Raw genomic sequence first — 14,339 nt, 5'->3', positions numbered from 1 at the left:
ATACGGACACCTCCCTCTTTGACGATTTATTCTACTGCTAATTCCACATAGTTACTTTATTAGTCTAATCATATCCTATCATCAGCTATAAAACTAATATATGTTTGTACATAAACCATCAATAAAAGTTATGTATGTTAGATTTATTTTAATTAGTAATTTGTACATGATGATCTTTCCTCTAAGAAAACAATGGCTATATCAATGATTTTCTGATATACAAATGGCGTTTCTAAGTCCAAAAATCGACACAGAAACGCCACCCAGATTGCCTAAACTATTTGATCTTGTTTAAGTGAAGTAGATATTCTCCACGGTTTAATGAATTTAATTGTCTGCGCATATTCTTAGGAATATTGGACTGGACAAGCATATACCCGCCAGGCCTAAGCGCTACCATTCCTTCCCCACTCGTTAACGAATAAATGTCAGATTTGAGCAATTCCGAGGTGCGTACAGGAATGGATCCATTTAAGTGTATGCTGTTTCTGATATATTGAGGCTCTTGAAAAGTGCCTTCTAACAAGGATAATCGTGATAAGACCTTACTTAGGCTATATTCAGGTAAGGTTAGCTGCATAGCGTGTACAGGTTCATACACATTAGTTCCAGCTTCTTGGAGAGCTTTCATTAATACAAGAGGAACCAAGCTGCGGAAATCCTTCGCTGTTGTCTGAACACTATCGTAGCCTGTATGTGTAAGCGTAACAATAATATCTGTCACATTCCAACCATACAATCCTTCTTGCAAAGTATATATGACCGTCTCTTTAATAGCCCTCTGAAAAGATAGAAGAAGCGATCCAAGCTCTACATCGAGTCGATACTGCAAGCCTGAACCTTCTACACCAGGCTCAACACGTAAACCAACTGTTGCTATGAAGGGGTTATTTGAATCATTAATATATTCAACTTCTTCCCCAGTTGAAAATGGTTTTTCTATACAGATCACTTTAGGTGCTGAAAATATCACATCAATATCATTCTGCTGTTTAATTGTTTCAGCAAGAATTTCTAGCTGGATCTTTCCAAACACATGGATGATGCTCTCCTTTGTGTTTTTGTCCTGAATATACTGTAAAAAAGGACTTTCGATGACTAAATCACTCAGAGCGTTATGAAGAGCACCCTCATCCTTTTCATACTCAACGGAAACCTTGACCTGCATGGGAGGCTTGTGGAAGTTGAATCTCCTCATTTTGTCCGAGACATTACCAAAAATGTCTCCTATCTTTACATCGCCTCCTGTTAGTATGGCAATGTCACCTTGAGCTACGTAATCAGTAAACATCCATTTTCCATCTTGTAGAATTTGGAGTTGTTTTACTTTGTAGAAAATCGTCTCTCTACTCTGTGAACTCAGCTCAATTTCGTCGCGTAGTTGAATACTTCCCTGAAATAACCGAATGAAGGCATTTCGTCTCCCATCTAGATCTTTCATGACCTTGAAGACAATAGCAGAAAGAGGCTTTGTCATCTCTTCCTTTTGAGTATGAACAGGGAAGAAATCGCCTAGACTCTCAATCAGCTGACTAACTCCAATTCCTTTTACGGCAGAACCAGCAAATAGCGGAAAAACATTGCCGTTCTTTGTTTGGAGACGCAACTCTGCTCTAAGTCTTTCACTTTTAATAGGTAAGTCATTAGCAAATATATTAAAAAGGTCTTCGTTAGTCAATGCGAGAGTGTCAATCCATGCTGCTTTTGCTGGATTTGCCTGCTCTATTTGAACATTTGAATGACCTTCATGAATAACTTCATTCATTTCACATATACGCTCATCTAATAATTCTTTAATCATGTCACGTGTTTGTTTGTAGTCAGCGCCCATCCGATCTACTTTATTCATAAAAAGTAGGGTCGGGATTCGATGTTCCTTTAACGTTTGCATCAATATCCTAGTTTGAGCTTGAACTCCTTCAACCGCGGAAATGACAAGAATGACACCGTCAAGTACACTTAAGGAATGCTCAACCTCGGAGATGAAATCAGCATGACCAGGGGTATCGATTAAATTGACTTTTAGTTCGTTGACTGTAAAGGATACTGCAGCCGATTTAACAGTTATCCCTCTCCTTCTCTCAACATCCAGTGAATCAGTTATGGTTGTGCCTTGATCGACAGAGCCTGCATGCTCAATAACACCAGACTTATATAGAATTTGCTCCGTTAATGTTGTTTTACCAGCATCAACATGGGCCAGTACTCCAATATTTAGTATTTTCATAGATCATTATCCTCTTTTTTTGCATTATATTTTCTCCTTTTTGTGGGTTATTCATATTGAATTTGCGCATATAAAAACGCCTCCTTTTTTTAATTACTTTATTTTACCATAACGAAATTAAAGATACTAAAGATCTATCCTACATATACCTGCTTGAACATATAACCAATTACATGTATAAACTAGCTAATAAAATACCTAAAGATTCTTCATAGATTTCATTAAACTGTGTAAGTGGTAAAGGGTTTCTGCCCAGACCTAATTCAACAGTAAAACCTGGTCTCCGAAAATCTTGAATAAACCAATCCTTATAGCCAGCAAAGCTATCTATATAACGAATAGGTGTATACCCGCTTACCCGACTAAATTCATTCACTAACGTCTCCGATTCTGGGGGTTCAAGACCTTCAAATCCCCAATAAATGACCTTCCCTTGCGTGTGAAAAGCTAACGCCCGGTCAAATGCTCTAGTTCTTGTTAAGTTAGCCATAGCAATCGACTCAGGCTCTGTTAACGGAGCTGTCCCCGGGAAGTCAGCTGGAGCGGGCTGTTTGGGCTTGCGGTTTGCTTCAGTCTGCCATTTTGCAGGGTATTGATTGTTCAAATCGACCCCACGAATATTTGCCTTCCATGGAGAAAAATCAGTTCTGCCGCCATTAATGGCTAAAACAGAGTCTCGGTACGCGCCAGCAGCATTTGCACCCTGAATAACAAGGTTTACTCCATCAGGGTTAACCATAGGAACTAGAGATAAGTCAGTTGCGTTATACAATGGTAGCGTATACAGCCCTCTTATCGGCTGTTGATTCGTTAAAGACAAAGCATAGGCGTTTAAAAAGCGCATGATGACAGGAGTAGTAATCCATTCCTGAGCATGAAACGAGCCGTTTGCATGTACTTTCTTCGTACCTCTCCCTAAACGAAGCTCATACAGGTTCTTACCCATCACTGAATTTCCAACTATATTTAGCCTGATAAATGGATAGACGCCAATAAGTCTATTAATATCCTGAATGAATGCTTCATAAGTATAGTTGCGATTTCCTTCTACGACCATCCAAGTCACTCGTAATGGTGCTTGAATAATTTGTCCAGGTCTTAGCTGGTTGGGATTCACGGTAGGATTTAAGGCATACAAAAGCTCAACAGAAATCCCTCTCTCAATAGCAATTCTCCAAAAAGAATCCCCTGGTCTGATTTGAACATTGACAGACACGAAACCTGGAATATTGATCTCTTGACCTATTTGAAGCGAATTAGGATTTACATTTCGATTTGAATCAAGAAGTAGTACTAAAGGAATGTTAAAAAGCTGGCTAAGCTGCCAAAAGGAGTCCCCCAATCTAATCTTAACTTTCACTTTCCTTTCCTCCTCTGAAAAAGCTAATTATGATAGCGTATGTATGAAGAGAAGAAAAAGAAACTCCTAGGGGCATCAATTTTATTCAAGTACGAAAAAGAGAATCATTGCTTCAAGATATCCATTTGTATAAAAACAAGCATCCCTGATCTTCGTTCCTACCGAAAATCCAGAAATGCTTTTTCTTTAAAACATTCTTTCTTGATAAGGTGTGCCTTTCGCCAGCTCACAGTATTGTTTCAGGCTCAATAAAAATTTTTATTTTGGCCAATGCTCAGGATGCTTTAAAGCAGAAGGTAGTTTTGTTGTACGATCACCATTTGCAGCATTCAGTTGTGCTTGTGTTAGAAAAAGGCTGCCTGTAAGTGTTGCTCCTCTTAAATCAGCATCTCTAAAGTCTGCACCAATCAGATCTGTGAAACTCAGATCCGCATTTCGTAAATCACAGGCTATAAATAGAGCGCCTCTTAAGCTCTCACCACTTAAGCTAATTCCTTTTAATTTAGCTCCTATAAAGTCAGTTCCTTTACGTTGCTTTCTTTTTTCCTTACCTTTTCCCTCTTGTTTAGGTTTATTCATTCTCCCTAACATGACTAAGGATCGGACCAGTCTACTTGCTTCAAGTAAAAGTTCATTAACCTTAGTACGGTGTGCAGCAAGATCAATTGCAAAAATAACATCTGGATGTAAAAAAGTTAGAGCTTCAGTTTCAGATAACATATGTCTTAATTCACTATGAATATCCCTAGTTCTTTCTAGTTCAAGCGCTTCATGTAAGTAATACATCATTTCGTGTAGCTGCTGCATGATCGGAAAAAGCTCAAACATTTCCTTGGCATGCACGGAATCAACCTTCCAGCTTTTTTGAGCATATGTGATCTGTGAAACCTTTTGCCCTGCTCCATAGCACTCATATACTGTACAGCCACGGAATCCTTTTTCTCTTAATCCACTATGGATACCACAGCGATAATCCCCCGTTAAGTTTGAACATGGAGTACCACCATCTTTGTTCGAGGCAAAATCTGCAGACTTTGCATAGGGTAGAGCCACACAGCACAAACCAAAACATTGCTCACAATCTGCTAGCAAACCACTATTTTTTAACACTGCTAGATCTGACATAATCGTACACGTCCCTTGATGTAGAATGTTTATCGTATCTAGTCTATCACTTTGCTTTAAACAGTTGAAGCTAGAATCTAGTTACTTTTGAATATAGGGACCTCCTTAACTAATCGTTGAGATTCTTACCCCCATCTGCTCAATGCGTGCCATAGCAGGTACATGGGAGTTCAATAGGCACTTTATTGTTCCTATAACATTTAGAAAGAGGGGAAGACATGTCAGATATAAAAATTCAAAAAAATGCTAGAAGATTGCAATGAATGATAACGGATCCTGTTGGCGAATCATAGCGGTATACTTAAAACTGTCACATTACCACCCAAAAGAGCTATTGTCTAAGCGATTATAAGTTAACTATGATATAGTTAAGGTAGCTAAATTTATCTATAAGGGGTTTGTCCTTAATTTTTCATTCTACTTAGTTTTATAAATGAGGTGACACTATGATATGGTATGTGATTCTTGGTTTAATGATTTGTGTAGGGGCTTTAATTGGTACAATGTATGTAGGTAAGACAGTGAACCAAACGATTAAAAGCAGTGATCCCAGCACACAAAAGGAAACTCAGGTTCAAAGCCTAAGCTCGACGGCCTATGAAAAAAGCTCTTTAAAAAATGTACGTTTGCTTACTTGGATCTATGTAGCCACCTTCGTGATTTCCATCATTCTTCTAGCCGTCTTTATTATAAATATGTAGTCAAAAAGGTAGCTTTGTTTAATCAAAGCTACCTTTCTTTTTTAACTATAGCAAATAATGACAAGCGTCCATTTTGGTTACTTATAATCAGCAATAATCTCCATTAGAAGATCAGGTCTGTCTGTAATAATACCGTCTGCACCAAGCTCCAATAAAGCTCTCATAGCTTCTTCATCATTAATAGTCCAATAATGGAGCTGCATGTGATGACGCTTAGCCCCTTTTGTCAGCGTAGCGTCTGCAAGATTAAATCCATCAGACTCAACCGGAATTTGTAGAGCTTGCACCTCAGTGCGATAAAAAGGGCTTAACAGCAGCTTATGAAAAGCAACAAATTTAATGATTTCAGCTCTTCCTGCACTAACGGCAACTCTTCCTTCACTTAACTGTTGAAAATCCTTAATCATTTGATGATCGAAGGAGAAAATAAGCACTTTATCCTCCATATTGTACTTTTGAATTAACGTCCATAGCTTCTCATATATCTCCTCATAGTGCTCATCTGAGTTAGTATTCTTCATTTCAATATTATGTAGCATCTGCCCGTAGCGCTGAAACATCTCTTCTAGGGTTGGGATATAAAGACCTTGTCCTCTATAGCTCAGTTCGCCACTAAGGTCAGTAAACGTATACCCAGCATCCAATGCTTGTATTTCCTCTAAAGTTAAATCCTCTACCCTGCCTTGCCCATTCGTTGTCCGATCTACTGTTGGGTCATGAATTAAAACTAGTTGACCATCCTTCGTGATATGGAGATCATATTCTAATACATCCACACCAAGCTCGACTGCTTTGTCAAACGCTGCAAAGGTACTTGAAGGAGCAAGCATATTCCCACCTTGATGGGCGATCACTAGAGGGGTCTCTTTAGCTTCAAAAAATGGCATGGTATCTTTCTTTGGTATAAATAAAGCAAATATACCATAACACACCAAAAAGCTGAGTAATAGAAGAACAACTCCGCGAAGCAATCTCCCCCTTATTTTAGATGGCTTCTTTTCAATTCCATGCTCAGGATTTACCGTTTTGTTCATGTTTCTACCTCACAGTGTAAAATGTATTTAAACCGTTCACGTAAAACACTTTTTTAGTTTAAAAAGGAGCTTCCTTTATTATCATTATATAATTCTATTCTTTCGCTATTCCTTTCACTTTCATCTAAATCCCACCATTCAACAACCATATAAATTTCATTTATTTCATGAAGTCTAATCGCATCTCCTTGGTTGTTCACATATCCTCTACTTTCTACTGACCCTGTTGTATCTTGCGCAATATTAATTCCATTGCCCGCTACTGAGCTAGATTGTAATACTGTATCCTCACCATTAATAACAGCGTGGGTCCTAAATCGAAAAAATTCTGCGATATATTCGTCTTCATTTTTCATATGTAGCGTACCGTTACCAACTTTCAAATCTTCTGGCGTTATCATCACTTCATATCCAATCAAATTCCAAGTCTGACTCTCCCCCATTAGGGATAGATAGTAATGACTAGTCGCTGAGTTCTCGGTACTGCTACATCCAGATAACAAAAGAATGAAAAACAATAATCCGAACAATGGACTTAGCATTCCCTTTCTTAGTGACAACACAACCACTCCTTATTTTTGAATATACACTATAAATATACCATATTCTCCCTTCACCTTTTCATAGAACTTCTCCTTTTATAGAATAAAAAATAGGCCTCGTCTAATTCAACGAGACCTTGTATCTTTTATCGATCGTTCATAAATCAGCTTGGACTCACCCTAGTTGAAATAACAATTCGATTCCAAGCATTAATTGTTACAGCTGCCATAATAATCTTAGCAATCTCCTCTTCACTTAAGTACTCCCTAGCCTTGTTATATACTTCATCAGATACATGCCCCTCAGTAACAAACGTAATAGCTTCCGTTAAAGCAAGCGTAGCTCTTTCCTCGTCAGTAAAATACGGGGTTTCCCGCCAAGCATTTAACGCATAGATCCGCTGCTCTGTTTCACCTATTTTCCTAGCTTCCTTAGTGTGCATATCTATACAGAATGCACAGCCATTCATTTGCGATGCTCGAATCTTGATTAACTCATACAACCTCTTATCTAGACCAGATGCTGCCATATACTTTTCCAAACCAAACATTGCCTCATAGCCCTTAGGATTAACTTCTGTCATTAAAAACCGGTTTTTCATCATGAAAACCTCCTGTATGCAATAAATGATTAGAAATCGGCTATGACTAAAACATTTGCCCTATATTTTTAATTGTCATAGCTTCTTATCCTCACTTATTAAACAAGATAGCCCTTAGTTTTGTGACAGATTATGATTATTCTTACCTTATAAATGCTTTAACTTATCAGGGTTTGATATTACATAAATATGTTCAATCATTCTTTCAATATTAACTTTAAAGCAGATGACCATACTAACGGAAGATTCCATAGTAAGGATAACTCCTCTATTGCCATTTATACGGACAGACTCAACCCCTCCTTCAAAAATACCTTTTGAAGAAATTCCATTAAAAAGAGCTAAGATTCTCTTTCTTCCCACTATTGGTCTTAAAGCAGCTCGTACCTTTCCGCCACCATCTGTAGTAAGCGTTGCTTGATCTGTTAGTAAACGAATAAATTCATCAAAATTGCCTATCTTAGAACCATCTAGAAAGGTTTGGATAAAGTGATCCTCTTCGTCAAAAGAAACAAATTCATCCATCTGATCAACTTTAAGCTTTCTTTTGCTTCTACTAAGTATTTGCCGACAGCTAGCTTCAGACTTATTTAATAAATTGGCGATCTCCTTATACTCATAGCTGAATGCTTCCCTTAATATAAAAACCGCTCTTTCAACAGGGTCAAGTTGCTCCATAGATACTAGCAAAGCATAAGAAATTTCCTCCCTGTGAACGAGAATATCTTTCGGATCCTCTTTCGCTTTATGTATATAGCTTACGTTTGGCTCTGGTAACCATGGCCCAGTATACTGTTCTCGTCTAATTTTTGCAGACTTTAAGTAGTTTAAACATGAATTTGTGACGGACCTTGTCAAATAGCTTTTCAAATTAGAGATTTGTGTCAGATCCGTATCCCTTATTCTAATCATAACTTCATGAACAATATCTTCAGCATCTGTCTTTGAACCTAATAAACGATAAGCCATAGAAAGTAAAAAGGATTTATATTCTACATAAATAGATTCCTGCATGAAGGCCTATCACCTCCTACCCTTAATTTTTTGATTCTATCATTCATCTCAAAAGAAGTACATAAAAAAGTCACCCTCCTCTTACTTGAGTGACTTTATAAAAATCATACATATTCTCAGTTCTGTAAGAACTGATTATCGTGCCAATGTCCCCCATGAGATAGACGCGCCATGCGTTGCATAATTTCTTTATATGTTTCATCATCTGCATCCCATACAGCCCCATGCTCTATTTTCATCGGAATCAGACGAGCGCTCTGCTGTCCATCTTCAGATATGTTCACCTGCAGAATCGCAGACTGTCTACCTAATTCATTATGACTCATGGTAAAAATAAAGTTACCTAAGCTATACGCAATAAGTTTCCCTTTGTAATATTCTAAGCCCTGTAAAACATGTGGATGCGATCCGATAACGATGTCTGCTCCTGCCTCAATCATTTTACGCGCTAATTCTCGATCCTTCTCTTCAGGCTCATCTGCTAGCTCCTTACCCCAGTGCATATATACGATGGTAAGATCTGTTTCCTCTGCCGCTTTTGCAATATGCTCTAACACTCTTTCCTCCTGATACCCACTTGCAAGACCAGGTGTATCAACTCCTGCATACCAAGAAACAGCGGGTAGAACTCTACTGTAGCCTAAAAACCCAATCGTTTTACCTTCTACTACCTTATCCACTCTGGCAAAGGCCTCAGCTTCATTTTTTCCACCACCTACATACTCAAGACTGTGATCGTGTAAATAGTGTAGTGTATCTAGGAAAGCATTTTTCCCATAATCAAGAGCATGGTTGTTCGCTAACGTAACAAGATCTATTCCTGCCCAGCTTGCACCCTTTAATAAGTCCGGGTGACTATTGAATGCAAAGGTTTTATCTTCTGCCTCATGTCCCTTAGTACTAACTGCAGTCTCTAGATTAACCATTGCTAAATCCGCTTCTGTAAAGTAAGGCTTTGCTTGCTCCCATGGATACATATAGCCTCTGTCTGCTAAGATAGGTGCAACCTTCCCAGCAGCCATTGTATCTCCAGCAAATGCAAGGGTAATGGAGCCCTGTCCCTTTACCTCTTCAATAGGATCTGTTTCTTGCTCATTTTCCCCATCAGAAACATTAGGTTCTTCATGGCCAGACTCAGATTCCAGCTCATCGTTCACATCAATTGAATCTCCATTATGTGAATCATTCTGCTCTTCCTCTGATGATAAATCCTTCTGCTCAGAACTAATTGTCTGCTGTGCTTGCTGGATTTTTTCAAGATTTATGATTCCTATCACTAGAACAGATGTAAGCATGATGAAAAAGCTTAATAAAGCCAGATGAAGCCTCTTTTGCCTTCTCTTGCGTTTCATTCTTTCTATACGACTCATTATGTATCATCCAATCTATTTATAAAATATATAAGTTCCCTCAACATCTTAAACGTTTGATTTCATAAAAAGTTACAAAAATGTGACTCAAAACAAAAAAAGCGAGTACATTAAATCGCTTTTTACAAAAACAAATCAGCTTATATTAAGCTTCTGTATCCAAGCTTGTGTAACGCTAAAGCGATAGATTGATATCCATCTGCATTAGGATGCAATTTATCGAGAAATAACAGTTTATTCTCCTTGCCGAGGAACTCATTATATATATTCGTCACAGAAACATTTTTTTGCTCATAGCTCTTTAAAAGGGCATAGAACCGTTGCACCCAAACATGAGTATCCTTTCTATTTGGAAATGGGTTGTATACATCAACGAGTCTAATAAGGTAGGGGGTTGTGCTATTCTTCTTTATTAAAGCAATTTCAAACAAGATCCGATCCATATTCCTCTTAAACTGAAGGATAGCCCTATTTAACAATTTTTCATCACCGTTCTTAAAATACTTCTTAGCAGCGTTCCTTAGATCATTGCCTCCAACACTAATCGTAATTAAATCTGCTTGACGTAATGTAAAGCGGACGACAGACTGTTCCAGCTTTTTAACCACATCCTGTGATGTGAATCCATGCATAGCAAAGTTTATTGAAATCACTTTTCTTCCAATTTCTAGCTCTGCCATTTTGGCGTATCTTTTAACAAAGCCAGGCTTTAGAATCGCTCCAATCCCAACAGATAGGGAGTCCCCCAAAGCTACATATACTAATGGTTTTTCACTAACATTACTTTGATTATCCATGAGCAGCTCTATCCTTTACCTGAAATTAAATCTACTATTTTTATATTCAGGTAAAGATAGAAACGTAACTGCACACGCCTGTATAAGGTCGAAATAAATCTAGTATATCTTCAATTCTATTAACTTTTATAAAAAGAAAATGATCGCACCGAGCGCAGCTCCCAGCGCACGTACAGCACTTCATGATGGCGGTCGGTTTGACTACATGCCGGCTCAGGATACCTTATCTAACAGATGTGAATTGTAACGGACATATTTGCACCTTAGCCGTGTTATTCTGAGTTCTGCAATCTCTAACGGTCATAAATGCAGCTTAGACGAGTATTTGAGGAAAATGGTTGGATTTTTTCACCTTAAGGGTCTCAAATGTCCGTTAGAAATAGAAATAGCTAAAAATCCCTCTCTAAGAGGCTGCTATGTCCGTTAGAGATTTAGGCAGACAGAAAGCTGTCCCAAAGTAGATTTACCACTTTAGAAACAGCTCCTTCCCGTTTATTTACTTCAAAGATTGCTCAGAAAGATTAGCATCATCATTTCCTCGCATATATTCAATCTCTTCCTTATATTGTCCGAAAGGAGTTTCAAGAATAATTGGTAAGTCTTTAATCGCCTTATGCTGACAAATAGCTCTTAAAGCTTCCTTTGGAATATTTCCATCACTTGATCCAATATTAGCATGCCTATCCTTTTTAGCTCCAAGCGGATATTTAGAATCGTTTAAGTGAAGAACCTTTAAGCGATCTAGACCAATAATTTGGTCAAAATCTTCAATAACCTTATCAAAATCATTGACAATATCATAGCCATAGGAAAAATTATGACAGGTATCCATACATACTCCAAGAACATGACGCTTGTCCTCATCTACACCATTAATGATTTGAGCAATTTCCTCAAAGCTGTTTCCAACCTTACTTCCATCACCGGCCATTGTTTCTAAAAGGACAAATACTTTCTCATCGCCCGTTAAAATCTCATTTAAGGAGTTGATAATATTTTGAATTCCGACCTCAACTCCTTGCTTCACATGTGAACCTGGATGAAAAACCAAATACGGAATTTCTAAAAACTCTGTACGCTTAATTTCATCCGTTAATACAGCCTTCCCAATGTTTCTGGCCTTTCCTTCTCCAGCCAAATTTATATAGTAAGGAGCATGTACAACTGCATCCTTAATGTCTAAACCATTCTCTTTCATCAAAGCAAACGCCTCATCCTTTGAGAACTTTGTAATATCTCGAGCATTTCCCCCACGATTACTTCGCGTATAAATCATAAAAGTAGTAGCTCCGTATTCAAGACTTTCCTCTACAGCATTAAGCAATCCTGTACCTGCAATACTTACATTAGCCCCTATTTTCAAGTTCAATTCCTCCCCATATTTTCACATATTAGTCTCTAGTCTTCATGTATATAATTCTTTGTATCCTTCATTATAGCATGTAATTTACAACCTGTATGAGCATCAAATTAGCTTGGGTAGGTTGGTACCCAATTTTCATTATATCTAGTATAAGCGCCCTGTCAATTCTATACATCTGTCAATATGATAAAGTGTACGCTTTGTCTCTGTGTGAACTCTTCATGCAGCATGACTAAGCTAAAAGTATACTTGAAAGGAGATATTATCATGGGCGGATTTAACTTTCCATTAATTGTTGTTCTGTTTGTTTTATTAATTATTGTTGGCTGTGGCTGTATGGGTGGCTATGGTGGCCCTGTTGCCTACGGTGGTGGCTGTAGTCCGTGTGGCTACGGTAGACCTTACTATTAAGCAAATCTTTCTGAGTAACATTTTTGTATTTGACTAGCGTAAGAAACAAATAAACAATTTGTGAACAGCTACTTCTCATGAGAAAGTTTCTCAGAAAGAAGTGGCTCTTCCATTTGTGTGGTGGTTTAAAAATTTGGAACAAAAAAGATCGGCATATCCGATCTTTGATTATTGCTCCTGCATATTCTTAATTGCTCCTTTTTCTATTTTTAGCTTTCTTTTTATATTTTAAGGTGTTCCACTTATTATTTCCTTTAGTATAATGATGGTGGTCACCAATCATAGATTGACCACCAACTTCTTTGCTATCAGCCTTACTTCCCTTACTGACATGAACACCAAAGTTAATACTTCCATGATCAATTTTGTGAATCAAGAAGTTTTTGATGTTTGTTAAGACGATCATATTTCAGCTTCCTTTACATTGACAGATAAATAATTTATTTTTTTAGCATTTTTGAAATGGATCCCAAGTCACTAGGGACCTTATTTTCTTTTATTGCTTTAATAATCTTCTCTTCCTTTTCTTTTGAAACAGGTGTATTTGCTATTTTTGAAACCTGTGTAATTACATTTCTTATCGTTTTTTCGTCTTTAAAGTCTGCTCCCTTTAAGCTGTTAGCAAGCTTTAGAATCTCTTTCATATCTACTTTTGCTGACTTTTCGATATTATTGAAAAGGTTCATCACATTCACTCCTTCCATGTCATACAAACTTGTACTCTTTTTATCGTATGGAGCTAAAGCAAAAAGGGGAACAGGGATAAACGCGGAATTTCCCCTTCAAAAATTCAAAAACAAAAAGCCAACAGAGTGTCGGCTTGGTCATCATGTTGCTATGCAATTCTACATAACTAAAAGGTCTAAATATCAGTATCTATTTATATCCCCGCCGAACGCTGCAATCTCTTAGCAATTTCCATAAAATCATCCTTAGAAATCCCCGGGGCAAACTCCTCTGGAATTTCTTCTAAATCAGGAATTGGAGCTCCCTGTGGTGTTCCTTGGATAACTTCTAAAGATTGCCCATCCTCAGGGTGTTGACCTTTCCAAATTAAAACTATATCTTTATAATCCTGATCACTAAACGTATATAGCTTTCGATGAACGCCTTGCTCCTCAAATTTCCGAGCATGCTCAAATGCTTTATTACTTAGGTTAGGGATAGGAAGCATTTTAGTAACATCTACACCCGTAGCTATTTCTAATGCCTTCGCATAGGCAAGAATATGGACTCCCCCTCGTACTAACAAATAGCCAATCATTTCTCTAGCTACTGGATGATTTGTCATCTCATAAACCCTCATTTTATGTGTTCTAGCCCCACATTCAAGAAAGAAGTTATGCAAGAGATCAAGCACAAGGTTTCCACTCGTAAATACATTCTCTCCAGTCCAAGGTCGACCCATAGAATCGACAGGTAGGGAAGTTTGCGCTGAAAAGGTGAAGTGATGAGAATTGCGTTTGTCTTTGGCGTTTTGCATAGGAGTAATGTCTGGATCACCTGGAAAAGTAGTTCCTTTAATCATCAAATTAATTGTATTTGAGACAAGCTCAACATGCCCCACCTCTTCAGCCGTAATACTTGCTACTAAGTCGTAAAAGGGCTTCAGCTTTTTCTTTTCACGAAAATTAAAAGATTGAAATAAATAATTGTTTAAGGTAGACATCTCACCATATTTTCCACCAAGCAGCTCTTGAACAGCAGCTGCCGCATTTGCGTCCGGATATTCTGGCTCTGGCAGTGGAATAAGTAGCTTGTTGATTCGTTTGAACATTTTCATTCTCCTCCTT

Annotated in this window: 15 protein-coding genes; 2 read left to right on the top strand and 13 right to left on the bottom strand. The window is 37.8% G+C overall.

Going from position 1 to position 14,339, the window contains the following annotated elements; genetic code table 11:
- Positions 1–277 precede the first annotated feature (277 nt).
- From J2S11_RS08350 to J2S11_RS08340, 3 genes are all read right to left on the bottom strand, one after another.
- Positions 278–2,227, bottom strand: coding sequence for an elongation factor G (locus tag J2S11_RS08350; protein ID WP_307393382.1), 1,950 nt, complete (start codon positions 2,225–2,227; stop codon positions 278–280).
- A gap of 169 nt (positions 2,228–2,396) precedes the next feature.
- Positions 2,397–3,587: a M14 family metallopeptidase gene (locus J2S11_RS08345; protein ID WP_307393379.1), complete on the bottom strand. Its 1,191-nt coding sequence runs from the start codon at positions 3,585–3,587 to the stop codon at positions 2,397–2,399.
- A 258-nt stretch (positions 3,588–3,845) separates the two neighbouring features.
- Positions 3,846–4,712, bottom strand: coding sequence for a pentapeptide repeat-containing protein (locus J2S11_RS08340; RefSeq protein ID WP_307393378.1), 867 nt, complete (start codon positions 4,710–4,712; stop codon positions 3,846–3,848).
- Between the two features lie 446 nt (positions 4,713–5,158).
- Here J2S11_RS08340 and J2S11_RS08335 point away from each other — a divergent pair, with 446 nt between their 5' ends.
- Positions 5,159–5,413 carry a hypothetical protein gene (locus J2S11_RS08335; protein ID WP_307393377.1) on the top strand — a complete coding sequence of 85 codons (255 nt, stop codon included), beginning with the start codon at positions 5,159–5,161 and terminating at the stop codon, positions 5,411–5,413.
- Between the two features lie 77 nt (positions 5,414–5,490).
- Here J2S11_RS08335 and J2S11_RS08330 read toward each other — a convergent pair whose 3' ends face one another.
- The 7 genes from J2S11_RS08330 to J2S11_RS08300 form a co-directional block, all read right to left on the bottom strand.
- Positions 5,491–6,447, bottom strand: a complete 957-nt coding sequence (locus J2S11_RS08330) for a glycerophosphodiester phosphodiesterase family protein (RefSeq protein WP_307393374.1) — start codon at positions 6,445–6,447, stop codon at positions 5,491–5,493.
- Between the two features lie 53 nt (positions 6,448–6,500).
- Positions 6,501–7,007: a hypothetical protein gene (locus J2S11_RS08325; RefSeq protein ID WP_307393371.1), complete on the bottom strand. Its 507-nt coding sequence runs from the start codon at positions 7,005–7,007 to the stop codon at positions 6,501–6,503.
- A 146-nt stretch (positions 7,008–7,153) separates the two neighbouring features.
- Positions 7,154–7,591 (bottom strand): carboxymuconolactone decarboxylase family protein, encoded by a 438-nt coding sequence (locus tag J2S11_RS08320; protein WP_307393368.1) that lies wholly within the window; start codon positions 7,589–7,591, stop codon positions 7,154–7,156.
- 147 nt (positions 7,592–7,738) lie between these two features.
- The gene (gene sigJ / locus J2S11_RS08315) at positions 7,739–8,605 is read right to left on the bottom strand and encodes an RNA polymerase sigma factor SigJ (RefSeq protein WP_307393365.1); all 867 of its coding nucleotides are present in this window, start codon (positions 8,603–8,605) and stop codon (positions 7,739–7,741) included.
- Positions 8,606–8,721: 116 nt separating this feature from the next.
- A complete protein-coding gene (locus tag J2S11_RS08310) occupies positions 8,722–9,975 on the bottom strand; it encodes a CapA family protein (RefSeq protein ID WP_307393363.1) in 1,254 nt (417 codons plus the stop codon).
- A 140-nt stretch (positions 9,976–10,115) separates the two neighbouring features.
- Entirely contained in the window at positions 10,116–10,772 is a 657-nt protein-coding gene (locus J2S11_RS08305; RefSeq protein WP_307393362.1) for an SGNH/GDSL hydrolase family protein, read from the bottom strand.
- Positions 10,773–11,268: 496 nt separating this feature from the next.
- Positions 11,269–12,135, bottom strand: a complete 867-nt coding sequence (locus tag J2S11_RS08300; protein ID WP_307393359.1) for a deoxyribonuclease IV — start codon at positions 12,133–12,135, stop codon at positions 11,269–11,271.
- A 267-nt stretch (positions 12,136–12,402) separates the two neighbouring features.
- Between J2S11_RS08300 and J2S11_RS08295 the strand changes: the two genes are divergently transcribed.
- A complete protein-coding gene (locus J2S11_RS08295) occupies positions 12,403–12,546 on the top strand; it encodes a YjcZ family sporulation protein (protein WP_307393357.1) in 144 nt (47 codons plus the stop codon).
- Between the two features lie 187 nt (positions 12,547–12,733).
- Here J2S11_RS08295 and J2S11_RS08290 read toward each other — a convergent pair whose 3' ends face one another.
- The 3 genes from J2S11_RS08290 to J2S11_RS08280 form a co-directional block, all read right to left on the bottom strand.
- Entirely contained in the window at positions 12,734–12,952 is a 219-nt protein-coding gene (locus J2S11_RS08290; RefSeq protein ID WP_307393355.1) for a hypothetical protein, read from the bottom strand.
- A gap of 34 nt (positions 12,953–12,986) precedes the next feature.
- Positions 12,987–13,232: a stage VI sporulation protein F gene (locus J2S11_RS08285; RefSeq protein ID WP_307393353.1), complete on the bottom strand. Its 246-nt coding sequence runs from the start codon at positions 13,230–13,232 to the stop codon at positions 12,987–12,989.
- 194 nt (positions 13,233–13,426) lie between these two features.
- The gene (locus J2S11_RS08280; protein WP_307393352.1) at positions 13,427–14,323 is read right to left on the bottom strand and encodes a manganese catalase family protein; all 897 of its coding nucleotides are present in this window, start codon (positions 14,321–14,323) and stop codon (positions 13,427–13,429) included.
- Between the last annotated feature and the right edge of the window lie 16 nt (positions 14,324–14,339).

Origin of the sequence: Bacillus horti (assembly GCF_030813115.1) — a bacterium.
GTDB classification, from domain to species: Bacteria; Bacillota; Bacilli; order Caldalkalibacillales; family JCM-10596; genus Bacillus_CH; species Bacillus_CH horti.
Note: the sequence above shows the minus strand (reverse complement) of the source record. Positions and strands in the feature narration are given on the sequence as shown.